At 63.0% G+C, this 22,050-nt stretch carries 21 protein-coding genes and 1 tRNA gene; 12 read left to right on the top strand and 10 right to left on the bottom strand.

Annotation, left to right across the window (positions count from 1 at the left end):
- The first annotated feature begins 115 nt into the window (after window positions 1–115).
- Window positions 116–1,660 carry a galactarate dehydratase gene (garD, locus tag AB8B02_RS26945; protein WP_439065644.1) on the top strand — a complete coding sequence of 515 codons (1,545 nt, stop codon included), beginning with the start codon at window positions 116–118 and terminating at the stop codon, window positions 1,658–1,660.
- A gap of 169 nt (window positions 1,661–1,829) precedes the next feature.
- On the opposite strand, the gene AB8B02_RS26950 is transcribed toward garD, so the two are convergent.
- Complete coding sequence (locus tag AB8B02_RS26950) at window positions 1,830–3,170, bottom strand: PQQ-dependent sugar dehydrogenase (RefSeq protein ID WP_439065645.1); 1,341 nt, start codon at window positions 3,168–3,170, stop codon at window positions 1,830–1,832.
- A 127-nt stretch (window positions 3,171–3,297) separates the two neighbouring features.
- Here AB8B02_RS26950 and AB8B02_RS26955 point away from each other — a divergent pair, with 127 nt between their 5' ends.
- Together AB8B02_RS26955 and AB8B02_RS26960 are read left to right on the top strand one after the other, a co-directional pair.
- On the top strand, window positions 3,298–4,350 hold the full coding sequence (locus AB8B02_RS26955) for a hypothetical protein (RefSeq protein ID WP_439065646.1): 1,053 nt from the start codon (window positions 3,298–3,300) through the stop codon (window positions 4,348–4,350).
- Between the two features lie 122 nt (window positions 4,351–4,472).
- Entirely contained in the window at window positions 4,473–5,918 is a 1,446-nt protein-coding gene (locus AB8B02_RS26960) for an MATE family efflux transporter (RefSeq protein ID WP_089266778.1), read from the top strand.
- 7 nt (window positions 5,919–5,925) lie between these two features.
- On the opposite strand, the gene AB8B02_RS26965 is transcribed toward AB8B02_RS26960, so the two are convergent.
- The 4 genes from AB8B02_RS26965 to AB8B02_RS26980 are packed head-to-tail and all read right to left on the bottom strand — an operon-like array spanning window position 5,926 to window position 8,317.
- Window positions 5,926–6,453, bottom strand: coding sequence for a hypothetical protein (locus AB8B02_RS26965; RefSeq protein WP_439065647.1), 528 nt, complete (start codon window positions 6,451–6,453; stop codon window positions 5,926–5,928).
- Window positions 6,450–6,851, bottom strand: coding sequence for an SRPBCC family protein (locus AB8B02_RS26970; protein ID WP_089266780.1), 402 nt, complete (start codon window positions 6,849–6,851; stop codon window positions 6,450–6,452). Before AB8B02_RS26970 ends, AB8B02_RS26965 begins: the two co-directional genes overlap by 4 nt.
- A 35-nt stretch (window positions 6,852–6,886) precedes the next feature.
- Window positions 6,887–7,729: an AraC family transcriptional regulator gene (locus tag AB8B02_RS26975; protein WP_089266781.1), complete on the bottom strand. Its 843-nt coding sequence runs from the start codon at window positions 7,727–7,729 to the stop codon at window positions 6,887–6,889.
- Between the two features lie 9 nt (window positions 7,730–7,738).
- Entirely contained in the window at window positions 7,739–8,317 is a 579-nt protein-coding gene (locus tag AB8B02_RS26980; RefSeq protein WP_184512974.1) for a methylated-DNA--[protein]-cysteine S-methyltransferase, read from the bottom strand.
- 164 nt (window positions 8,318–8,481) lie between these two features.
- Between AB8B02_RS26980 and AB8B02_RS26985 the strand changes: the two genes are divergently transcribed.
- Both AB8B02_RS26985 and corA read left to right on the top strand, forming a co-directional pair.
- Window positions 8,482–8,555: transfer RNA gene (locus tag AB8B02_RS26985), tRNA-Gly, on the top strand.
- Between the two features lie 110 nt (window positions 8,556–8,665).
- Window positions 8,666–9,673: a magnesium/cobalt transporter CorA gene (corA, locus tag AB8B02_RS26990; protein ID WP_439065648.1), complete on the top strand. Its 1,008-nt coding sequence runs from the start codon at window positions 8,666–8,668 to the stop codon at window positions 9,671–9,673.
- Window positions 9,674–9,685: 12 nt separating this feature from the next.
- On the opposite strand, the gene AB8B02_RS26995 is transcribed toward corA, so the two are convergent.
- Window positions 9,686–11,344, bottom strand: coding sequence for an FAD-binding dehydrogenase (locus AB8B02_RS26995; protein ID WP_439065649.1), 1,659 nt, complete (start codon window positions 11,342–11,344; stop codon window positions 9,686–9,688).
- A gap of 256 nt (window positions 11,345–11,600) precedes the next feature.
- Here AB8B02_RS26995 and AB8B02_RS27000 point away from each other — a divergent pair, with 256 nt between their 5' ends.
- From AB8B02_RS27000 to AB8B02_RS27010, 3 genes are all read left to right on the top strand, one after another.
- The gene (locus AB8B02_RS27000; RefSeq protein WP_089266785.1) at window positions 11,601–12,059 is read left to right on the top strand and encodes a hypothetical protein; all 459 of its coding nucleotides are present in this window, start codon (window positions 11,601–11,603) and stop codon (window positions 12,057–12,059) included.
- Window positions 12,060–12,301: 242 nt separating this feature from the next.
- The gene (locus AB8B02_RS27005; protein WP_244628370.1) at window positions 12,302–12,463 is read left to right on the top strand and encodes a hypothetical protein; all 162 of its coding nucleotides are present in this window, start codon (window positions 12,302–12,304) and stop codon (window positions 12,461–12,463) included.
- A gap of 33 nt (window positions 12,464–12,496) precedes the next feature.
- Complete coding sequence (locus AB8B02_RS27010) at window positions 12,497–13,090, top strand: SCO family protein (protein WP_089266787.1); 594 nt, start codon at window positions 12,497–12,499, stop codon at window positions 13,088–13,090.
- Here the strand turns inward: AB8B02_RS27010 and AB8B02_RS27015 are convergent.
- On the bottom strand, window positions 13,081–14,961 hold the full coding sequence (locus tag AB8B02_RS27015; protein WP_439065650.1) for a glycosyltransferase: 1,881 nt from the start codon (window positions 14,959–14,961) through the stop codon (window positions 13,081–13,083). The two genes, AB8B02_RS27010 and AB8B02_RS27015, sit on opposite strands and share 10 nt — an antisense overlap.
- Window positions 14,962–15,169: 208 nt before the next feature.
- Here AB8B02_RS27015 and AB8B02_RS27020 point away from each other — a divergent pair, with 208 nt between their 5' ends.
- Window positions 15,170–16,051: a transporter substrate-binding domain-containing protein gene (locus tag AB8B02_RS27020; RefSeq protein ID WP_420878639.1), complete on the top strand. Its 882-nt coding sequence runs from the start codon at window positions 15,170–15,172 to the stop codon at window positions 16,049–16,051.
- Between the two features lie 72 nt (window positions 16,052–16,123).
- Complete coding sequence (locus tag AB8B02_RS27025; RefSeq protein ID WP_439065651.1) at window positions 16,124–17,767, top strand: lysine--tRNA ligase; 1,644 nt, start codon at window positions 16,124–16,126, stop codon at window positions 17,765–17,767.
- Between the two features lie 63 nt (window positions 17,768–17,830).
- Here AB8B02_RS27025 and AB8B02_RS27030 read toward each other — a convergent pair whose 3' ends face one another.
- Window positions 17,831–18,331 carry an SgcJ/EcaC family oxidoreductase gene (locus AB8B02_RS27030; RefSeq protein WP_439065652.1) on the bottom strand — a complete coding sequence of 167 codons (501 nt, stop codon included), beginning with the start codon at window positions 18,329–18,331 and terminating at the stop codon, window positions 17,831–17,833.
- Between the two features lie 83 nt (window positions 18,332–18,414).
- Window positions 18,415–19,044, bottom strand: coding sequence for a S24 family peptidase (locus tag AB8B02_RS27035; RefSeq protein ID WP_089266927.1), 630 nt, complete (start codon window positions 19,042–19,044; stop codon window positions 18,415–18,417).
- A gap of 237 nt (window positions 19,045–19,281) precedes the next feature.
- On the opposite strand from AB8B02_RS27035, the gene AB8B02_RS27040 reads away from it, so the two are divergent.
- Both AB8B02_RS27040 and AB8B02_RS27045 read left to right on the top strand, forming a co-directional pair.
- On the top strand, window positions 19,282–19,626 hold the full coding sequence (locus tag AB8B02_RS27040) for a DUF952 domain-containing protein (protein WP_439065653.1): 345 nt from the start codon (window positions 19,282–19,284) through the stop codon (window positions 19,624–19,626).
- A complete protein-coding gene (locus AB8B02_RS27045) occupies window positions 19,623–20,717 on the top strand; it encodes a quinone-dependent dihydroorotate dehydrogenase (RefSeq protein ID WP_439065654.1) in 1,095 nt (364 codons plus the stop codon). Before AB8B02_RS27040 ends, AB8B02_RS27045 begins: the two co-directional genes overlap by 4 nt.
- Here AB8B02_RS27045 and AB8B02_RS27050 read toward each other — a convergent pair.
- Window positions 20,692–22,041 (bottom strand): MATE family efflux transporter, encoded by a 1,350-nt coding sequence (locus tag AB8B02_RS27050; protein WP_439065655.1) that lies wholly within the window; start codon window positions 22,039–22,041, stop codon window positions 20,692–20,694. The genes AB8B02_RS27045 and AB8B02_RS27050 overlap by 26 nt on opposite strands.
- Window positions 22,042–22,050 lie beyond the last annotated feature (9 nt).

A 22,050-nucleotide genomic window follows, 5' to 3' on the forward strand; every position in this document is an offset into this window, starting at 1 on the left:
ATCATCATTCGGGGTGCAAAGCGTGTCGGTCAAGTGCGCGACACCGTCATCTTTTGTGCTACTGCTCTGCTGCGAGACCGGCGCGAATGCCGGCAGATTTGGGAAGGACAAAGCGATGGCCACCACGCTGGCAGCAGACGCATATGCGCCGCGCTACATCAAACTGAATGCGCGCGACAATGTCGCCATCATCGTCAATGATTTCGGCCTTCCCGCGGGCACCCTGATGACCGGCGGCCTGGAGCTGCGTAACTTCGTGCCGCAGGGCCACAAGGTGGCGCTCTCCGATATCGCAAAGGATGCGCCGATCATCCGCTACGGCGAGATCATCGGCTATGCACTGGATATGATTTCGGCCGGCGAATGGGTCGAGGAGGCGCGCATCCATATGCCTGATGCGCCGGATCTCGACAGCCTTGAGATTGCCAATGCGGTTCCGGAACCGCAGCCGCCTCTGAACGACTACACATTCGAAGGGTTTCGCAATCGCGACGGCTCCGTCGGGGTGAAGAACATTCTTGCCATCAGCACGTCGGTGCAATGCGTCGCCGGCACGCTGGAATTTGCGCTCAAGAAGATCAAGGCCGAGCTGCTGCCGCGCTATCCGAATGTCGATGACGTCGTCGCTGTCACCCACGGCTATGGCTGCGGTGTCGCGATCAATGCGCCGGATGCCTATATCCCGATCCGCACGCTGCAGAACATCGCGCGCAATCCCAATTTTGGCGGCGAGGTGATGGTGGTTGGCCTCGGCTGCGAGAAGCTCGCACCGGAGCGTTTGCTGCCGAAGGAGGATCCCGGCAGCATGATGCGCCTTCAGGATGAGAGCAATCAGAGCTTTGGCGACATGGTGGATACGATCATCACCATGGCTGAAGCGCGCTTGAAAATCCTGAACCAGCGCAAGCGCGAGACCTGTCCGGCTTCCGACCTCGTAATCGGCCTGCAATGCGGCGGCAGCGACGCGTTTTCCGGCGTCACCGCCAATCCGGCGCTCGGCTTCGCCAGTGATCTGCTGGTGCGCGCCGGCGCAACGGTGATGTTCTCCGAAGTCACCGAAGTCCGTGACGCCATCGAATTGTTGACACGCCGTGCCGTCAACGAGGATGTCGGCCGCGCCCTGATACGTGAGATGGACTGGTACGACTCCTATCTGGCACGCGGCGGCGCCGATCGCAGCGCCAATACGACGCCCGGCAACAAGAAGGGCGGCCTCGCCAATATCGTCGAAAAGTCATTGGGCTCGATCGTCAAGTCCGGTTCGAGCGCGATCAGCGGCGTCATTGGTCCGGGCGAACGCGCGACGACGAAGGGACTGCTGTTTGCAGCAACGCCGGCGAGCGATTTCGTCTGCGGCACGCTGCAACTCGCCGCTGGCATGCAGATACAGATCTTCACCACGGGACGTGGCACGCCCTATGGGCTGGCGCAGGCGCCGGTCATCAAAGTCTCGACGCGCACCGAACTGGCGAAACGCTGGTCGGACCTCATCGATTTCGACGCCGGCCGCATTGCGTCAGGCGAGATGACCATCGAGGAAGCCGGCTGGGAGCTGTTCCAGCTGATCCTCGACGTCGCCAGCGGCCGCAAGCAGGTCTGGGCCGACAAATGGGGCCTGCACAACGATCTGGTACTGTTCAACCCCGCGCCGGTGACGTGAAGAATTTCAAGTGGGATAGGCGTAGTAATAAAAACTCGTCATGCCCGGCCTCGTGCCGGGCATCCACGTCTCGGCCATAAACTCTGGAAAATGTGGATGGCCGGGACATCAAGTGAAGCCCTCGCTTCGCGCTGCCCGGCCATGACGGAGCTTCGTCAGGTCTCTGGTATCACTTCAACGCTGCCGCCTTCGCGCCCGATGACGTCACGCGCCAGATCGTATTGCCGACATCGTCGGCTACCAGCAATGCGCCCTTGCTGTCGATGCGCACGCCCACCGGGCGTCCCTGCGCTTCACCGCTGTCACTGAGGAAGCCGGTGAGCACGTCCTGCGGCTTGCCCGAGGGCTTGCCGTCGGTGAAGGGCACGAAGATCACCTTGTAGCCGCTTTGCGGGCGTCGATTCCACGAGCCGTGCTGGCCGATGAAAGCGCCGTTCTTCATGCTGGCGGGGAAGAGATCGCCGGTGTTGAAGGTCAGGCCGAGCGACGCGGTATGCGCGCCGAGCGCGTAGTCCGGCGCGATGGCTTTGGCCACCATATCAGGGCGCGGCGGCTGCACGCGGACGTCCACGTGTTGGCCGTAATAGCTGTAGGGCCAACCATAGAAACCGCCATCCCTCACCGAGGTCATATAGTCCGGCACGAGGTCGCTGCCGATCTCGTCGCGCTCGTTGACGGTGACCCAGAGCGCGCCGCTCTGCGGCTGCCACGACGGGCCGTTGGGGTTGCGCAGACCGGATGCGAAGACGCGTGAGGCGCCGGTCGCGCGGTCGATCTCGATCACCGCGGCGCGGTCCTTCTCGGCGTCCATGCCGTTCTCACCGACATTGCTGTTGGAGCCGACGGTTGCATAGAGTTTCGTGCCGTCGGGGCTCGCTGTGAGATCCTTGGTCCAGTGGTGATTGATCGGGCCGCCGGGCAGGTCAGCGACCTTCACGGCTGGCGTCGTGATCCTGGTATCATTGGTCCTGTAGGGAAACTTCACCACAGCATCGGCATTGGCGACAAAGAATTCATCGCCCACCAGCACCATGCCGAAGGGTGAGTTGAGCCCTTCGAGAAACGCTGTCCTGGTCTCGGCGACACCGTCGCCATCCGCGTCGCGCAACAGCGAAATACGATTTGCCGTCGGCGTACCCGCGCCGGCATGGCTCATCACCAGTTTCATTACCCAGCCCTTGATGCCCTTGCCGTCTTCCGGCTTCGGCGGCGCATTGCTTTCTGCCACCAGCACGTCGCCGTTGGGCAACACATAGACTGTGCGTGGATGATCGAGCCCGCGCACAAAAGCGTTGACCGTCATGCCGTCCGCAGCCTTCGGCTTGGCACCCTCTGGCCAGCCGACCGCCTTCGAGACATTGACCGTCGGGATCAGCGACTTGTTGGGCTCGACAAGCTTCGGCGACGGTCCGAAATCCTCGCCTGACGCGATGGTGGATTGTTCGTTGCATCCGGCCAGTGGCAGCGCCAGAGCGACGAGGCAGGCCGAAAGCAGGAATTTCTGGCGCATGGAATGTCCTTGTGGCTGAGAACATAAAATGCGCGCGATGCAGGAACGTTCGACCTCCCTGCATGAATTTCATGTGAAGCCGGGGTGATGCGCGGCTATGGTCCTTCCCAATAATCAGGAAGAAACGATGACCGGACCGACAAATACGAGCGACGAAGGCACATGGACGCGCTGGCGCAGCGTTGCCGATCTCTATCACGCCTATTTCACCGGCCTGATCCTGACCACGGTCACGCGCCGCGGCACGGCAGACGCCGCCGAGTTCATGTTTCGGATCTTCCGCCGGCAGCAGCAGGAGCGCTTTCTGCCGGGACTCGTGAAGCTCGGTCTGTCCGGCCTGCCACCCGCGGTCGCTGCGGCCCAGTATCACTATCTCTCGAACTGGATCGGCGGCGTGTCGGTCGAGTACATGGTTGAGAGCGACCGCAAGGCCTGGATTCGCTATCCGCCGCCGCGCTGGATCTGGCGCGGCACCGCGATCTGCGGCGTGCCCGGTGAAGTCTCCCGCGCGATGCTGCGCGGCTGGCACGCCAACAATGGCGTTTCGCTCGGCAATCCCCGCATGGGTTTCGTCTGTACCAAGCAGAGCGTCGATGGCCAGGATGGGCTCGAAGGCTATTACTGCGAATACGACCATGATTTGGATATCGATCAGCGTCTGGTGTTCGCGCGCCATCTGGAAGCGCCGCTGTTCGATCCCGCCAAGGCACCCGCGTTGCCGGTGGATAGCTGGCCAAAAGCCCGGCTGGAGAAGGCCTATCGCAACTACGCCATGGAATATGTACGGACCGCAGCGCCTGTGGCGGTTCAACTATTCGGCCCGGTCGATGCCGGCTATTTGCTGCATCTCACCGGCAAGCTGATCGGCATGCAGTATTTCGACGAGGTCTCTGCCGGCTTCGGCTTGCAGCGCGGCGACGCCAGGGCCTTTGCGGAATTCCTCGGCGTTCTGTTCGCAGCGCAGGACGACGTCGTGGAGATCAGCAAGTCTGAGGGCCAGTTCGAGATCCGGCAGCAGAGCTGGAAACTGATGGATGGCGTCGCCGACAACAATGCCGCCTGCGCGAGGGCCTTGCAGGGGTTGGTCGAGGGCCTCGCCGCCGGATGCGGTCGCAATATACCCATCGCGATGACGCCGGCACGAGGTGGTGCGCTGCCGTTCATCTGGTCGATCGGCTAGCGCCTCGACCCCTTGATACTGCAGTGCAAATCGAGCATCCCCCATGCGTGCGTCGCGCATGGCATTGTCCGTGATCGGTGCTAGGAACGGGGCAGGCAAGACCGGAAGCTCAGGGAGAATGCATGTCCGACGCTGTCGTCGCCGAACCCCGATTGGTCGATGCCGACAAGCAGCCGCTTCCGAGCCTGAAGGCGCCGGCCAAAAACGCCCTGCTGGATCATCCCATTCTGCCGACCATCCTGCGGCTGGCCTGGCCCAATGTCGTTGCGCTGACGGCAGGCGCCGTCGTCGTTATTTTCGAGACCACCTATGTCGGCCGGCTCGGCACCGAAGCATTGGCGGCGATGGCGCTGGTGTTTCCCTTCGTGATGCTGACCATGACCATGTCCGGCGGCGCCATGGGCGGTGGCGTGTCCTCGGCCATCGCACGCGCGCTCGGCGCCGGCGACCGCGCGCGCGCCGATACGCTGGCGGGCCACGCGCTGCTGATCGCCATCTGCTTCGGCCTCACCTTCACGGTCGGCATGCTGACCTTCGGCTCCTTGCTGCTGCAACTGCTTGGTGGCCGCGGCAATGTGCTGAGCCAGGCGCAGGGCTACATCACCGTCTTCTTCGCTGGTGGCGTGATCCCGTGGCTGCTGAATACCTTCGCGGCGATCCTGCGCGGCACCGGCAACATGAAGATGCCCTCCGCCATGCAGATGGCGGGGGCCGCCTTGCAGGTGGTTCTCGGTGGCGTGCTGGGCCTCGGCTTCGGTCCGATCCCGCAATTCGGCATGCCCGGCGTCGCGGCGGGCACGCTGATTGCGTTCACGATCGGCACAGGCGTCATGGGCTGGTATGTCTTTTCCGGTCGTGCGCGAGTCCGGCCTCAGATCAAGGGCTTCCGCATTCAGCGCGGGATGTTCTTCGATATTCTGAAAGTGGGTGCCATCGCCTGTTTCAATCCGCTACAGGGCGTTCTGACTCTCCTGATTTTCACCCATATGCTGGCGCAATACGGCACCGCGGTGCTGGCCGGCTACGGCATCGGTGCGCGGCTCGAATTCATGCTGAGCACGCTGGCTTTCGCGGTGGGTATCGCCTCGGTGCCGATTGTCGGCATGGCAATCGGCGCTGGCCGCATCGCGCGTGCGCGCCGCGTGACCTGGACTGGCAGCGTGATCGCCTTCGGTGTTGTCGGTCTGCTCGGCACACTGATCGCGATCTTCCCCGATGCCTGGGTCAATATGTTCACCAATGATGCCGGTGTGCGTGCGGCAAGCCGGACCTATCTGGCCACCTGTGCGCCAATGTATGCCTTTCTGGGGCTGTCCACGGTGGCCTATTTTGCCTCGCAGGGCGCCGCCAAGGTACTCGGCCCGGTGCTAGCGCAAACCGCGCGGCTGGTCTTCGTCAGCGTTGGAGGCTGGTGGCTGCTGTCGATCGATGCCTCGGCCACAAGCTTTTTCTGGCTCGCGGCGGCGTCCATGGTGCTGCTCGGCGTGCTGTCGGCGCTCAGCGTACTGCTGACGTCGTGGGGACCGAAGGCTGGCCCCGTGCCCGAGATTCGGCCGGAGCTCGTCTGAGCAGTTTCTAGCCGACGCGCGTCGCAGTAAATTCCACATCGCGCCGCCACGTCGCGCCGTCGTCATGCGAGGTCTCGCCGCGCCATAGAAACGAGCGCGGCGTGATCTGCGAGAAGCTCCAGCGGATCGGGCGTCCGTCATTGTCGCGGCCGAGTTGGATGATGTCGTCGCCCTGCTTGCGGCCGGTCATGGTGAGGAAATTCTGCATCACCGGATCGGTCCACTGTATCTGCCACGCATCGATGCGCGGATCGTAGATCCGCAGCGTGCTTCCATACGAGTAGGCATTCGCTGCGGCGTCGCCGTCGCGCAACTGGCCGCGCGGCGGCACGATCCAGACATCCTGGATGGCGCGGCCTTCCAGCACCCAGCCGAAATGCCATTCACCCTTGCGCCGTCGCTCTTTGCCGTCCGGCATATACCTGACCACATCGAGATCCCAGGCGCCGATCAGCCAGCCATAGAGATCCATCTGGCCGATGCGATCCGGGGCAGCACCGTCCGCTGCGAGCGCATCGAGAAACGATGCAGTCATCGCGCCACTTTCCCGAATTGGGTCTGCATCGCTGCAAGGCCCAGATCCATCTGGCTGCTCATATAAGGCGCGATTTCATTCGGCAGCACGTCGGCCGTCCAGACAAACCGGCAGCGGGCGGGTCCATCGGCAAACACCTGCGCTGACGCGCTGTGCTGGCTGATACGTTCGCTGACGATGGCATAGACGAGGCGCTGCCGGTCGTGGTCGCAGGTGACCAGTATTTCGCGTGCGACGGACCCATTGGCGAACGTCACGATACGCGCGTCGCCGTCCAGCTTTGTGTCAGTGACGAAGCCCGGCACCAGCCTTGTGTGCAGCGCGCCGAAGTCGGCCAGTGCGGACCAGACATCGTCTGCCGATGCGCCGAGGAAAATCTCTTTGTGAATCGATGCCATGCTGTGCCTCCCGGTTGATCAGGACGGCAAGTTACTCAGTGCACGGCCAGCCGTTCTTGGAAAATCTTGCGGTCGCCGCGGGAAGCCTGTCGAAATGCGCGGGGCGAGACGCCGGCAGCGCGATGGAAGCTGCGCACGAAATTCGAGAGATCGCCGAATCCGACATCGAAGGCGATGTCGGTGATGGCGCGGTCTTTCTCGACCAACAGGTTTGCGGCCCGCCGCAGCCGCGCGCGCACCAGATACTGGTGCGGTGTCACGCCGAGCACATTCCTGAACAGGCGCAGGAAATGAAACGGACTCAATCCGGCCTGACGGGCGGCCGCATCGAGATCGATCTCCTCGCTGGCATGGGCGTCGATCCACAGCGCGGCCTCGACCGCGCGCCGGCGATCCCGTGCATTGCCGTTCACACGCCTGCGCGGCTCGCCCGAGACGACGTCGACAAAACGCGCCGCAAAAGCATGACCGATCTCATCGAGCCCGAGATCGCTGTGCGCTTCTGCGCTGGCCTGCGCGAGCTCGCCCAGCACCATCAATTCGGCGCGTGGCGCGATGGCGCCCTGCTGCCAGATGTCCCTGGCGTCGCCGACGGTGTCGATCAGCTCAGGCGCGAAGGAGAATGAAAGGCACTCGTCGCCAGAGCCATGATGCTCGTGATGGCAGGTATATTCGTCGCCGGGGTGCCCGATCAGCAGCGCGCCGGCGATGAGTTCGTGCGATTGCCCGCGGCAGCGACAGCCGAAACTGCCCTTGCGAACATAGGAGAGCGAATGGCCGGCGTGCTGTTCGGAAAATGGCTGGTCGTCCGGCCCCGCCGTACAGCGATAGTCCGTGACGGTGATCGCGTTGCTCTGGAACAGTGTTGTTGCCTGCATAGGCTGAATTTAGCCCTGTGGGCGCGGTGGGGCAACCGACAGCAGGGCGTCGAACAGGGTGGTCGTCCGGCCCGCCAGCGCGCCCTCGATCGAGAGCAGCCGCGACTTGGTGATGATGCCGCCATTGCCGGCAAAGCCGCTGGTCTGGCCCGCAACGGCCAGTGCACGGTGGCATGGCACGAGGATCGCAAACGGATTGCGCGCGATGGCTTGCCCGACCGAATAGACCGCACCGCTGGCGCCGAGCTTTGCTGCGATCTCCGCATGGGTGCGGGTTTCGCCACGCGGGATCATCCGGATCGCCTCATAGACGCGGCAATTGAACAGCGGCAGGCCATGCATGTCGACGGGGATATCGCCGAGGTCGACGGCTTGGCCGCGCAGCAGCGCAACGATGCCCTCGATGGCGTAGTCGACATCGGCCGGCGGCCGGAATTCGCGCGCATCGGGAAATTGCTGCAGCAGGCGGCGCCGGGTCTCGATCTCGCGCGCTTCCGGCAACTGCACGCCAACAATGCCGGCGTCGCCCCATGCGATACCGCATCGGCCCACCGACGTGTCGAAGGTTGTGTATCCGTGCCCAGCCATCCCGAAGGGATGTTAGCAGGCGAATTGAAGCCGTCATCTGGAATCTTTGAGCGGTGACCTTTCGGAGGGCGCGGCCGGGTGTGCGGCGCAAGGAACTGTAACCAGCTGCCATCAATCCGCTTGGCGGATCGGCCGGTCTCGGCTAGATCAGATGGCGCGACGATGCGGGCGTAGTTCAATGGTAGAACGGCAGCTTCCCAAGCTGCATACGAGGGTTCGATTCCCTCCGTCCGCTCCAGCCCCCTCATTCATTCCAGATGATCGATGCCGCATGGCGATTGAACGGTTTGGCATTTCCGCCGTTCTTCAAAGGCGCCCGTTGCTGTTCGCACAACACAAGGTTCTTGCATGACGTTTCCCCTCTCAGCTGCAACCGCCGGCAATGTCCCCGGCGTTGTCGCCTCCAGCGTCTATGCCAATGGCCGCCGTGTTGCGGATATCCCCGTCGAGGAGGCGGGCGTCTGGGCGCAGAAGCCGGGCCATGTCGTCTGGATCGGACTGTTTGAACCGTCCCTTGAACTGCTCGAGAAACTACGTGCGCAATTCGATCTGCATCCGCTCGCCATCGAGGACGCGCTGAAGTCGCATCAGCATCCCAAGGTGGAGCAATATGGCGAAGCGCTCTTCATCGTCGCGCGAACGGCGCAACTGGTCGATCGGACTGTTGCTTTCGGCGAGACGCATATCTTCTTGGGTAAAGGCTACGTCGTGTCCGTGCGCCATGGCGCCTCGACGTCCTATGCGTCTGTCCGCGAGCGGTGCGAGGCTTGCCCGACCAACCTGACGCACGGCGAAGACTACATCCTCTACGCAATTCTCGATTTCATCGTCGACAACTATCGCCCTGTCATCGAATCCATCCTGTCCGAGATCGATGAACTCGAGGATGGCGTTCTGCACCGCATGCTGACGCGGGCCGAATTCGAGCGGCTCTACAAGCTGCGCCGCGAGCTGCTGCGGCTGCGTCGCGCGGTCGGGCCGCTGGTCGATGTCTGTCACCGACTCGAACATATCGATATTCTGTTCATCGACGATGACATGAAACCTCTGTTCCGCGATGTGCTGGATCACGTCAAACGCGCGGAAGAAGATATCGACTCGCTGCGGGAAGTGCTGGCTTTTGCCTTTGAGGCCAGCTTGATGTCAGGGCAGTCGCAGCAGACCGAGATTACCCGCAGGCTTGCGGCCTGGGCCGCGATCCTGGCGGTGCCGACGGCGATTGCCGGAATCTACGGCATGAATTTCGAACACATGCCGGAGCTGAAATGGGCTTACGGCTACTACGTCGTGCTGGGCGGCATCGCCGCGATCTGCGGTTACCTGTACACCCGCTTCAAGCGCAACGGATGGCTGTGATCGACGAAGCGATCACCCCACCGCCTTCGCCGCCGATCGTCCCGCCGTCCGACCCGTGAACAGACAGCCGCCGAGAAACGTGCCTTCCAGTGAGCGATAGCCGTGCATGCCGCCGCCGCCGAAGCCGGCGGCTTCGCCGACCGCGTAGAGGCCGGGCATGATCTGACCGTTGCTGCCGAATACGCGCGAGTCCAGATCGGTCTCGAAACCGCCCAGCGTCTTGCGCGTCAGGATGTTGAGCCGCACGGCGATCAGCGGGCCCTGTGCGGGATCGAGAATGCGATGTGGCTTCGCCGTACGGATCAGGCGGTCGCCGATATATTTGCGCGCATTGTGGATGTTCATTACCTGCGCATCCTTGACGTAAGGATTGGTCATGGTGCGGTCACGCGCCTCGATCTGCGTCCGGATCTCGTCGTGCTTCAGCAGATTGTCGCCGGTAAGCGCATTCATGGCGCTGACGAGATCATCGAGATTGTCGCGCACCACGAAGTCGATGCCGTGATCCTTGAAGGCTTCGACAGGCGCCGGCGCACTCTTGTTGGTGGCGCGGCGCGCGGTCATCAGCCAGCTCTTGCCGGTGAGATCGGGATTCTGCTCGGAGCCCGAGAGCGCAAACTCTTTCTTGATGATCGCCTGCGTCAGCACGAACCATGAATAATCATAGCCGGTGGACTGGATGTATTGCAGTTGGCCGAGCGTGTCGGAGCCGGGAAACAGCGGCGCCGGCAGCCGCTTGCCGGTGGCGTCGAACCACATCGACGACGGGCCGGGCAGAATGCGTATGCCGTGTTTCGGCCAGATCGGATTCCAGTTCTCGATGCCCTCGACATAATGCCACATGCGGTCGCGATTGATCAGCCGCGCACCCGCTGTTTCCGTGATGCCCATCATGCGACCGTCGACATGGGCGGGCACGCCGGAGATCATGCGCTTCGGCGGTTCGCCGAGACGCTTTGGCCAGTTCTGGCGCACCAGATCATGATTTCCGCCGATGCCGCCGGAGGCGACGATCACGGCTTGCGCACGCAGCGAGAAGTCGCCGATCACGTTGCGCGAACTGCTTTCGCCGCGCTCGGTGTTGGATGGTTCGAGAATCGCGCCGCTCACGCCGTCGACAGTTCCGTTGGTGACGCTGAGCGCATCGACGCGATGGCGGAACCTGAAGCTCAGCAGGCCCTTCTTCTGTGCCTCGCGCGCACGCTGCTCGAACGGTTCGACGATGCCCGGTCCGGTGCCCCAGGTGACATGAAAGCGCGGAACCGAATTGCCGTGGCCCATCGCGTCATAGCCGCCGCGCTCGGCCCAGCCGACCACGGGAAACACGCGGTGGCCCATGGCGCGCAGCCAGTCGCGTTTCTCGCCGGCGGCGAAAGCGACATAGGCTTCGGCCCAGCGCCGTGGCCAGAGGTCTTCATCGCGATCGAAGCCGGCCGTGCCCTGCCAGTCCTGCATCGCCAGGTCATAGGAGTCTTTGATGCCGAGGCGTCGTTGTTCCGGCGAGTCGACGAAGAACAAACCGCCGAACGACCAGAACGCCTGGCCGCCGAGATTCTGCTCGCCTTCCTGATCGACCACGACAACGCGCTTGCCGGCATCGGCAATTTCCGTAGCCGCGACAAGGCCCGCGAGTCCGCCGCCGACGACGATGACATCCGCATCAACGGCCATACTGTTTCCCCCATTTTGTTAATGGAGATTGAAGTCGGCGCGGGAACTTTGGTCAACGGAAATTGCGCGCGAAGGGCGGCGCTGTTTCAGATTGATACCGCGACGGAACGAGGTGCATCCCGCGCGCAACACTCGATTTGAATCGCATTGGAAGCGTCATGCTCGTCTGGACAAAGCCACGATCTGGCAACACGCTGACGATGCCCTGCATCACCAGGGCGCTCAGATTCGGGATCGACAGGTTTTGGGGCTGGACATGAAGTTCGTTACGGGTTTGCTGGCGGCGGTCTTGCTGTTCGCGGGCGTCGGGGCAAGTCACGCGGTGGTTCGGATCGCGGATGATCGTGGCGGACGGATCGGAACCTATGTCGACAGATATCAGGGATTGCGCACTTCCGGCGAAACCGTGATCATCGATGGCCTGTGCGCCTCGGCCTGCACGATCGTGCTCGGCGCGGTTCCGCGTGACCGGATCTGCGTCACCTCCAATGCCAATCTCGGCTTTCATGCGGCCTGGGACATGGGCGCCAATGGTCGCGCGGTGACCAACCCGGAAGCCACCCAGATGTTGTATTCGATGTATCCGACGCAGATCCGGCGCTGGATCTCCAAACGCGGCGGACTGAAGACGCAGATGATCTTCCTGCGCGGCCGCCAGCTGATGGGCATGTACAAGCCCTGTTACATGGATGCCCACGCCTCCAGCGCGCGCTAGAGCGTTTTCGAGCGAAGTGGATGCCGGTTCGCGTCAAGAAAACGCGTCAGAACAAAAAGCTAAAGGCCGATCTGGTTTTTATTCCATCAGCATGACGTGATGCCCTGCGGCGCCGGGAGCGCTTGCCCGCGCCGTCATCTCAGCCTATCTGGAACCTGGATGGCGGGCTCTTGAATGATCTCGGGCCTTGGCCGTTCTGAGATCGTCTGATGGTGCAGCCTTTATTGACGCCTAAGAGCCCGATGCCCGCGTCCGAGCCGCCGTCACGGCTTGCGTCGGTCATTGTCGCATCGGCCGCTGCGTTCGCAGCGCTCCTTCTGGTGGGTGCAATCGGGCTGTGGGCACATTACGGCACGGCCGTATTTTTCGAGATGATCAAGACCGGCATCGCCGCCTGCATGTGATCGGCTGCCAAAGGGCAATTCAGGGAACATTCCATGACTGATCGAACCACCCGGCCGCTGGTCATTATTGCTGCCTTCGCCGGCAGCCTCGCGGCGGGATTGCTGGTCGTGCTGTGGCTGACGGGCGGTTTCCGCAATGTCGCCGCACCGGCCTCGATCGGCGGTCCGTTCCAGCTCACCGATCAGTCCGGCCAGACCGTCACCGAGCAGAGCCTGAAGGGCAAGCCGACGCTGGTCTTCTTCGGCTTCACCCATTGCCCGGACATCTGCCCGACCTCGCTGTTCGAAATGTCGGAAGTGCTGCGCGCGATGGGCAAGGACGCCGATCGTATCAATACCTATTTCGTCTCGGTCGATCCCGAGCGCGATACGGCACCGATCATGAAGGAATATCTGTCGAGCTTCGATCCGCATCTGAAGGGTTTGACCGGTACGCCTGATGCGGTGGCGAAGGTGATTTCCGGCTACCGCGTCTATGCCAAGAAGGTGCCGACCAAGGACGGTGACTATACGATGGATCACACCGCGCTGATCTATCTGATGGACCGCGACGGCAATTTCGTCGCGCCGTTCAACCTCAAGCGCAAGCCGGAAGAAGCGGCCACGGATCTCAAGCGCTATCTCTGAGGTCGCCTGCGGTTCGCTGCCATCGTGCCGGTCCGATGTACGAGACCGTGCTCGGTCTTTTCCCAGTGATGGCGCCGGGTCCAGAATTGCCACAGCGCGCGCCAGGTCGCGATCGAGAGACATCCCCAATAAATCGGCGTCAGGGCCAGGATCCAGCCGTCGCGCAGACGGCCGCGGCGCATCAGGCCGGTGAGGCCCAGGATGCAGGTCGCGATGAAGCCGCAGGCGATGGCCAGCACGTGCAGTGACGACAGCCGGTCGCCAAGCAGCAGGGTGCTATCGGCAAGCAGCAGGCAGGCGATAAGTTTGACGACCAGCACCGTAAAAGCCAGCGACGTCAGGATATTGCCGCCGAAGACGATGTTGAGTGCGAGGAATCCCCGCGCACCGGCTTCGTTCCACAGTTTTCGGGGATCGCGCATATGCACGGCCCAGGTCTGCATCCAGCCCTTCATCCAGCGTGAGCGTTGTCGCAGCCACGCGCCGAACGCGATCGGTGCTTCCTCAAGCGTGACCGATGGAATGGTGACCGAGCGATAGCCCAGCCGCGCCAGGCGGATCCCGAGGTCGGCATCTTCCGTGACGTTATAGGCGTCCCAGCCGCCGATGCGGCGCAAGGTGTCCGTGCGGAAATGATTGGAGGTGCCGCCAAGCGGCAGTGGCATGCCCAATGCGACCAGCCCGGGCAGGAAGACCGCGAACAGCCCGGCATATTCGACTGCCGCCATGCGCGACAGCAGGCTGTGCGTCAGATTGTCGAAATGCAGCCCAGCCTGAACGCAGGCGACGTCGTCGTTGTGCTGGCGAAACATGCCGAGCGCGGCGCGCAATTGGCCGGGGTCGGGATCGTCTTCGGCATCGAACACGGTCAGAAAGCTGCCGCGCACGAAGGGAAGTGCAACATTCAGCGCCTTCGGCTTGGTTTTCGGACCCGTCGCCTGTGCGATCAGGACTTGAACCTGCGGCCCCGGCCGGGCTCTGGCAACGGCGGCGCGGGTCCGCAGATCGTCGGGCTCGAGCACCAGAATGATGTCGAGTTTTTCGGAGGGATAGTCGAGCCTTTGCAGGGATCGCAACAGACCCGGAACGGACGTTTCCTCGCGATAGAGCGCGACGACCACTGAGTAGATCGGCAGTTGATCGTCGCGCAGCGGCGGAAACCGTTGCTCCGGCTGCGGCGGAACCAGCACGCAAGTCAGCCTGAGAAGCGAAAAGGCGAGAAACCAGATCGCCGCCAGGCCGCCGATCAGATCCATCGCCAGCGTCGGATACAGAAGCGCGAGAACCGCGCATACCAGCAGCAGAATCGCTGGCTGCAATCCTCTGCGCCAACCGATGATCGACTTGGCCGACATGGCAGGTCGCGTCTGCAGCAGGCCTTCGGCGGCGATATCCGAAAGCGCGTCGCCGGTTTGCTCGGTCAGATATTGATGCAGGTGACGCCGCGTGGTCAGCCGAATGCGCGCGATAAGTGATGGATATGTGGCGGAGAAGCGCGTCAGGCGTCGTGCTGTAAAGGCACGCGGCGTGACGATCCAGTTGAGTGTGTCACCCTCCTGAACGGGTAGGATGCCGAACTCTGCGATCTCCGGAAGATCGGCATCCGCCAGGGGGCAGTGAGCGCGCCCGACTGTCGAGAGATCGTCGAAGTCGATGCTGAGGTGGCGGGCCAGATGCGCGACATACTTTTCCTCGCTGATGACGCCCCATTGGATCAGGACCTGATCGGCGCCCAGATTGAGCTCGCGGCTCCGGCGCTCCGCGGCGTGCAGCAGCGGGACCGGGAGTATGCCGCGCAGGCAGTCGAGTTCGCTGGCTGGTTCCGCGCGCCGGTCCGACCCGTCTCGCTCCGGCATGGGGAAGGAGGTCATCCTGCCGATCGGCAGAGGAGGAGAGCGTAGCGCGGCCGGCTGGCGCGAAACGCGCGGCCGATGACCCCGGGAAGATTGCTGCACCCCCATGCAACGCCCTCACACCACAAACGCTACTCGCGTCTTACGCCGGATGGTCTATAAGACCGCGATCCGGAAGCACCCTATGCAACCACAGATGGTTAATTCCCGCAACCAAATACCGCTAATGAAGTGTCGCGCAACTGCGCTGACCCTTGGCGCTTTGCTGGCCGCATGGATGTCGCTGTTTTCGGCCGCACCGGCTTTGGCGCAGACGTCGGCTCCGGCTGTGAGCCAGCCCGGTCCGCAGGCCGTGCCGGGCTTCTGGGATCCGCGTCGCCGTCCGGACCGGCCGGACCTGTCGCGCATCACCGTGATCCGCTTCCTGACCGAGACCGACTACCCGCCGTTCAACTTCACCGGCCCCGACGGCAATCCGGCGGGCTTCAACGTCGATCTCGCACGTCTTCTCTGCGAGGAGATCAAGGTCACCTGCACGGTGCAGATGCGCCGCTTCGAGACGTTGCTCGATGCCATTTCCAGCAACCGGGGCGACGCGATCATCGCCTCCATGGCGGTGACCCCGCAGATTCGCGCCCGCGTCGATTTCACCGATCCCTATTACCGTGCGCCGGCGCGCTTCGTGGCCCGCAAGAATGCGGTGATGCCGGAGATCCGCCCGGAATATCTCGAAGGCAAGAAGGTCGGCGTGATCGCGGGCTCGACCCATGAGGCCTATCTGAAGGCGATGTTCACCGATGCGGTGCTGGTGCCTTTTCCAAGCGACGATGCGCTACGCCAGGCGCTGAAACGCAGCGAGGTCGATTTCATCTTCGGCGATGCGATCTCGTTCGCCTTCTGGATCAATGGCAGCGATTCCGCCGATTGTTGCGCCTTCAGCGGCGGGCCCTTCATCGAAAGCCGCTTTTTCGGTGAGGGCATCGGCATCGCCGTCCGCAAAGGCAACGACACGCTGCGCCAGGCGCTGAACTGGGCCCTGTTCCGGGTCTGGGAGAAAGGCCGCTACACCGATTTGTGGCTGCGTTATTTCTCGGTCAGCCCGTTCTGAATTTTCTCATCCCGCGGTTTGGCATTTCGGTGCGGAGCCGCTAGGTTCCGCGGCCCGGAGGCCCAAAACACGATGTCCACGCTAGACCCCACCATGAGCCCGAGCGAGCTGCGCACGCTCGCCGAGACTTCCAACGCCTGGCCGTTCGAGCAGGCGAAGGCGCTGGTGGCGCGTCTGAAGAAAACGCCGAAAGACGAAGTGCTGTTCGAGACCGGCTACGGTCCGTCGGGCCTGCCGCATATCGGCACTTTCGGCGAGGTCGCGCGCACGACCATGGTGCGCCATGCCTTTCGCGTACTCACCGAGGACAAGATCAAGACCCGGCTGATTGCCTTCTCCGACGACATGGACGGTCTGCGCAAGGTGCCGGACAATGTGCCGAACAAGGACATGCTGGCATCGCATCTCGGCAAGCCGCTGACGCGGGTGCCGGATCCGTTCTCGAACGAATATCCCTCCTTCGGCGCGGCCAACAATGCACGGCTGCGCGTCTTCCTGGATCAGTTCGGCTTCGACTACGAATTCGCTTCGTCGACCGACTACTACACATCCGGCCGGTTCGACGCGACGCTGCTGAAGATGCTCGCAGTCTATGACAAGGTCATGGACATCATCCTGCCGACCCTGGGCCCGGATCGCCGTGCGACCTATTCACCGTTCCTGCCGATCAGCAAGGTGACGGGCGTCGTGTTGCAGGTGCCGATGATCCGGCGCGACGTGGCTGCCGGCACCGTCACCTATGTCGATCCTGACACCAACGAAGAAGTCACGACGCCGGTCACCGGCGGCAATGTGAAGTGCCAGTGGAAGGCCGACTGGGCGATGCGCTGGGCGGCGCTCGGCATCGACTATGAAATGGCCGGCAAGGATCTCATCGATTCCGTAAAGCTGTCGGGCAAGATCTGCGCGGCGCTTGGCGGCACGCCGCCGGAAGGCTTCAACTATGAGCTCTTCCTCGACGACAAGGGCGGCAAGATCTCCAAGTCGAAGGGCAACGGCCTGACCATCGACGAATGGCTGCGCTACGCGTCGCCGGAGTCATTGTCGCTGTTCATGTATCGCGAACCGAAGGCGGCCAAGCGGCTGTTCTTCGACGTGATTCCGCGCAATGTCGACGAGTACCAGCAGTTCGTCGAAGGCTATGCGAAGCAGGATCCCAAGCAGCGGCTGTCCAATCCGGCTTGGCACATTCACGCTGGCGCCCCGCCGGTGGCGGATATGCCGGTCACGTTCCAACTCCTGCTGACGCTGGTGTCGTCGTCGAACGCCGAGAATGCCGAAACCCTGTGGGGCTTCATCCGGCGTTATCGGCCGGGCGTCTCCGCGGCGACGCATCCGCGGCTCGACGCGATGGTCGGCTATGCCATCAACTACTATCGGGACTTCGTGGCGCCGACCAAGACGTTCCGCGAGCCCACTGATGTCGAGCGCGTGGCGCTGCAGGATCTGCGCGATGCGCTCTCGCAACTGCCGGCGGAGGCCACGCCGGAAGACATCCAGAACGCGGTCTATGAGATCGGCCGCCGCGAGCCGTTCCTTGATCACAAGAAGCTTGCCAAGGATGGCCGGCCCGGCGTCTCGCTCGACTGGTTCAACATGCTGTACCAAGTGCTGCTCGGCCAGGAGAAGGGCCCGCGCTTCGGGTCCTTCGTCGCGGTCTATGGCGTGCAGAATGCGATCAACATGATCGACGGCGCGCTGGCGCGCTCGGCCTGAGGGTCACGCCCTGCGAAACGTCAAAGGCGCGCTTCCTGACGGAGCGCGCCTTTTTCTTGATGCCTACTTCGACGCTGCCGCCGGCGTGACAGGCTCCGGCATTGCCGACGAGTGGTGATGCGCGATCAGCCATTTCTTGTCGCGGTAGACATAAACATAGCTGTAGCGGGCCTTGACGATTTGCGTATCGCTGGGGGACTTGCCGGACAGCGTGAAGGTGTAGGTGCCGACGTCGGATGCCATATTGCAGCCGATCTTGATGGTGCGCGTGTCGATCTTGCCTTGCGGGTGCTTCTTCAGAAAATCCACGAAGTAGCTCTGGATCGACGCGCTGTCGGTGCGCGGCGTGTTCGACACCGTCGGCAGCAGCACCGCGTCCGAGGCGTAATTGGCGGTGACCTTGGCGGGGTCGAGCGTTGCGAGCGAGGCATTCCAGCGGTCGAATAGCGCTTCGATCTGCTTTGTCGTGACGACCGCGCAGGTCATGGGCTTCGCATGTGCGAGAGAACCTGCGCTAACGAGGGCCAGCGCGATCGCGCCGGCAACGATTGTTCTGGTTTTCATGGCGCCACCGAAGGTTGCGAGTTTCGGATAGGGAACTCGCATAGATCATTCGGTGGCCGGACGCCAGTCCAGAGTGTGTTCGGTTACTGGCTCGCCCAGACGATGCGCGCGATCCAGGCGATGTCGGCGGCCGGAAAGCTGCGATCGACATGGTTCGGATTGAGCGACTGCAGTTCGATGATCTTCGTGGTTCGGCGCTTCAATTCCTTCGCCATCACCTCGCCGTCCTTGGTCTTGACCACGACGCGGTCGCCCTTGCGGATCTGCGCTTCCGGCGAGACGACGATGATGTCGCCGTCGCGATAAGCGGGCTTCATCGAGTCGCCGGAGATCTTCAGCGCATAAGCGTGCTCGTCATTCACCGACGGCAGGCCCACTTCGTCCCAGCCCTTGCTGCCGGCGGGAAAACCCGCGTCGTCGAAGTAACCGCCATGGCCGGCCTGTGCGAAGCCGAGCAGCGGCACCGACTGCACGATGCGCTTGGTGCCTTCGATCAGCGTGACGAAGCTGTCGATGGTCACGCCGGTTGCGGTCAGCGCCTTCGAGACCGACTCCGTCGACGGCCAGCGTTCGCGGCCGTCATTGGTGATGCGCTTGGACTTGTTGAAGGTCGTGGCGTCGAGCCCCGCTTTCTTCGCAAGGCCGGAGGGTGACATGCCGTTGCGCTCTGCGAGGCGGTCGAGGGCGTTCCAGATCTGGGCGTGCGAGAGCATCATCGGTTTCGGTCCCTTGGCCCGGATTTCTGCGGGGCGGTGAATCGTGGCGAAATCTAGGAATTATTGCCGTGAATGCACGGATTTCGCAACAGGCATTTGAAAAAAATGTGCAGCCTTGAAGTGGAGGGGGGGCGCCGATACGGTCGACTGTCGGCTCCAGCCATCGAATCCCGCGACTGGGCGTCCACACCACATCGAAAACAGCTGATTCAACCAAATTGGAAGTCTGGGCGGTTGCGCACCATCTATAAAATCTGTCCGGCCTCGAGCTGGCGCGAGGCCGAGCGCCAGGGCATCTATCGCGGCAGCGCCGACGATGCCCGGGACGGCTTCATCCACTTCTCGACCGTGGCACAGCTCGCCGAGACGCTCCGGAAGTACTATTTCGGCCAGACCGGCCTGTTTCTGGTCGCTGTGGACGCAGACGCACTCGGTGACGACCTGCGCGGGGAGTCATCCCGCGGTGGCGATCTGTTCCCGCATCTCTACGGCGAACTCGATCTCGGCGCCGTCACGGCCGTCCTGGATCTGCGTGCGCGCTCCGACGGCAACCACGACATTCCGGAGCTCAAATCGTGATCCGCGCTTTCGATGCCTTTTCCCTGCCGATGCTGCGCATGCTCGACGCCGAAGACGCGCACGGCCTCGCGATCCGTGGGTTGCGCATGCTGCCTTACGCCCGCCCGCGGCCGGATGATCCAAAACTCGCGGTCCGTGCATTTGGTCTGAACTTCCCCAATCCGGTGGGGATCGCCGCCGGCTTCGACAAGAATGCCGAGGTGCCGGACGCGCTGCTCCGTCTCGGCTTCGGCTTCGCCGAGATCGGCTCGGTGACGCCGAAGCCGCAATCCGGCAACCCACGCCCGCGCATCTTTCGGCTGGAGCGTGACGAGGCGGTCATCAACCGGCTCGGATTCAACAATGATGGTGCGGAGGTCGTGCTGCGTCGGCTGGCTGCACGTGCGCAGAATGGCGGTATCGTCGGCGTCAATGTCGGTGCCAACAAGGATTCGCCCGATCGCACGCAGGATTATGTGCGGCTGATCGAGACCTTTGCGCCGGTGGCGAGCTATTTCACCGTCAACGTGTCATCGCCGAACACGCCGGGCCTGCGCAATCTGCAGCAGGCCGCCGAACTCGACGATCTGCTGGCGCGGGTGATCGATGCGCGTGAGCGCGTTCGCAAGAATGCGGGAGATTCTCCGGTGTTGCTGAAGATCGCGCCCGATCTCAGCCTCGCCGACCTCGACGATGTCGTCCATGTCGCGCGCTCGCGCGGCGTCGATGGCATGATCGTCGCGAACACCACGATCGGCCGTCCCTCGACCTTGCGCGAACAGGTACGCTCGAAAGAGCAGGGCGGATTGTCCGGGCGGCCCTTGTTCAGGCTGTCTACCCGCATGGTGGCGGAGACCTTCGTGCGTGTCGAAGGTGCATTTCCGCTGATCGGCGCCGGCGGCATCGACAGCGGCGGTGCGGCGCTCACCAAGATTCGCGCGGGTGCGAGCCTGATCCAGCTCTATTCGGCGCTGGTCTATAAAGGCGTCGGCCTTGTCGACAGCATCAAGGCTGACCTGTCCTCGACGCTGCTGCGCACCGGCCGTGATTCACTGTCGGAAATCGTCGGCGCCGATGCGGCGACGATCACAGCGGAAGACTGGCCGGCGTAAGCCAGGCCTGCTGCGGAAACGACTGTCGCAGCAGGGCTGGATGACGCAGCGCTTGCAAAGCGCCGCGCGACAGCATGAACACCAGAAACGCGAGCCATAGTCCGGTATTGCCAAGGCTGGCCAGTGCGAACCATGCGGCGATGTAAATCGCTAACGCCAGCAGCATCAGGTTGCGCATGTCGCGCGCCCACGATGCGCCGATATAGATGCCGTCATAGGCGTAAGCGAGGACGCCACAGGCGGGCGCCATCGCTGCCAGCAGCATGTAATTCCGCGCAGCGAGCCGAACTTCGGGGCTGGTGGTGATGAAATCGATCAGCGCGCCGCCGAACAGCACGAATAGCAACGTGACAGCGATGCCGAATGCCGTGCTCCAGATCAGGACGAGCTTTACGGCCCGGGAAAACTGCTTGCGGTCGCGAGCGCCGGTGCCCTGACCGCAGAGTTGCTCGGCGGCGGTGGCGATGCCGTCGAGGAAGAACGAGCCGATCATGACGAAGTTGTTGAGCACTGCATTGGCAGCCAGGGTCAGGTCGCCTGCACGGGCGCCCTGCGCCGTGAAGAAGAGAAATGCAGCAATCAGTGCTGCCGTACGGATCATGATGTCGCGATTGACTGCGAACAACCGTAGTAGCCGGATGCGGTCGAACAGGACCGCGCGCGGCACATCGATGCGACCGCCAAGGATTTTCCATACGGCGATGAGGCCGGCGAGGAAGCCCGCGGTTTCCGCGATCACCGTGGCCAGTGCTGCGCCGCTGACGCCAAAGTCGAATTGCAGGACCAGCAGGGAGGTGAGTGCCATGTTGGCGAGATTGATGCCGACCTGCAGTGCCAGAGCGATCCCGGTGCGCGCCTGGCCGACCAGCCAGCCGAGAATGACATAGTTGCCGAGCATCAGCGGCGCGGACCAGAGTCGGATGAAGAAATACTGGCGTGCGGCGGATGTGACGGCGTCGCTGCCGCCCATGATGCTGAACACCAGCGCCGCCAGCGGTGTCCGCAAGATAATCAGCGTCAGCCCGATCGCCGCTCCGAGCATCAACGCGCGCAGCAGGATAGCGCGCACCTCGATCCGGTCACCGGCGCCAAGCGCCTGTGCGGTGAAGGCAACCGTCGCCATGCGCAGAAATCCGAACAGCCAGAAAATGCAGTCGAATGCCACGGAGGCCAAAGCCACACCGCCGAGCAGGTGCGGGTCGCCAAGCCTGCCGATTGCCGCGGTCGAGACGATGCCGATCAGAGGCGTCGTCAGATTGGCCAGCATGGCCGGGCCGGCAATGGCAAAGACGCGCCTGTTGGTGACGGACAATCCCGACGACATCAATGCAGC

It is taken from the genome of Tardiphaga sp. 862_B3_N4_1 (assembly GCF_051811085.1).
Taxonomy (GTDB): Bacteria; Pseudomonadota; Alphaproteobacteria; order Rhizobiales; family Xanthobacteraceae; genus Tardiphaga; species Tardiphaga robiniae.

Excerpts from the sequence above, each read along its gene's own strand:
- AB8B02_RS27030 (WP_439065652.1), bottom strand. The coding sequence starts at position 18,331 with ATGAAAACCAGAACAATCGTTGCCGGCGCGATCGCGCTGGCCCTCGTT.
- AB8B02_RS26955 (WP_439065646.1), top strand. The coding sequence starts at position 3,298 with ATGACCGGACCGACAAATACGAGCGACGAAGGCACATGGACGCGCTGG.
- AB8B02_RS27020 (WP_420878639.1), top strand. The coding sequence starts at position 15,170 with ATGAAGTGTCGCGCAACTGCGCTGACCCTTGGCGCTTTGCTGGCCGCA.
- AB8B02_RS26950 (WP_439065645.1), bottom strand. The coding sequence starts at position 3,170 with ATGCGCCAGAAATTCCTGCTTTCGGCCTGCCTCGTCGCTCTGGCGCTG.
- AB8B02_RS27000 (WP_089266785.1), top strand. The coding sequence starts at position 11,601 with ATGAAGTTCGTTACGGGTTTGCTGGCGGCGGTCTTGCTGTTCGCGGGC.
- garD (WP_439065644.1), top strand. The coding sequence starts at position 116 with ATGGCCACCACGCTGGCAGCAGACGCATATGCGCCGCGCTACATCAAA.
- AB8B02_RS27050 (WP_439065655.1), bottom strand. The coding sequence starts at position 22,041 with ATGTCGTCGGGATTGTCCGTCACCAACAGGCGCGTCTTTGCCATTGCC.
- AB8B02_RS26960 (WP_089266778.1), top strand. The coding sequence starts at position 4,473 with ATGTCCGACGCTGTCGTCGCCGAACCCCGATTGGTCGATGCCGACAAG.
- AB8B02_RS27035 (WP_089266927.1), bottom strand. The coding sequence starts at position 19,044 with ATGCTCTCGCACGCCCAGATCTGGAACGCCCTCGACCGCCTCGCAGAG.
- AB8B02_RS26970 (WP_089266780.1), bottom strand. The coding sequence starts at position 6,851 with ATGGCATCGATTCACAAAGAGATTTTCCTCGGCGCATCGGCAGACGAT.
- AB8B02_RS26995 (WP_439065649.1), bottom strand. The coding sequence starts at position 11,344 with ATGGCCGTTGATGCGGATGTCATCGTCGTCGGCGGCGGACTCGCGGGC.
- AB8B02_RS26975 (WP_089266781.1), bottom strand. The coding sequence starts at position 7,729 with ATGCAGGCAACAACACTGTTCCAGAGCAACGCGATCACCGTCACGGAC.
- AB8B02_RS27025 (WP_439065651.1), top strand. The coding sequence starts at position 16,124 with ATGTCCACGCTAGACCCCACCATGAGCCCGAGCGAGCTGCGCACGCTC.
- AB8B02_RS27015 (WP_439065650.1), bottom strand. The coding sequence starts at position 14,961 with ATGACCTCCTTCCCCATGCCGGAGCGAGACGGGTCGGACCGGCGCGCG.
- AB8B02_RS27005 (WP_244628370.1), top strand. The coding sequence starts at position 12,302 with ATGCCCGCGTCCGAGCCGCCGTCACGGCTTGCGTCGGTCATTGTCGCA.
- AB8B02_RS27010 (WP_089266787.1), top strand. The coding sequence starts at position 12,497 with ATGACTGATCGAACCACCCGGCCGCTGGTCATTATTGCTGCCTTCGCC.
- AB8B02_RS26965 (WP_439065647.1), bottom strand. The coding sequence starts at position 6,453 with ATGACTGCATCGTTTCTCGATGCGCTCGCAGCGGACGGTGCTGCCCCG.
- AB8B02_RS26980 (WP_184512974.1), bottom strand. The coding sequence starts at position 8,317 with ATGGCTGGGCACGGATACACAACCTTCGACACGTCGGTGGGCCGATGC.
- corA (WP_439065648.1), top strand. The coding sequence starts at position 8,666 with ATGACGTTTCCCCTCTCAGCTGCAACCGCCGGCAATGTCCCCGGCGTT.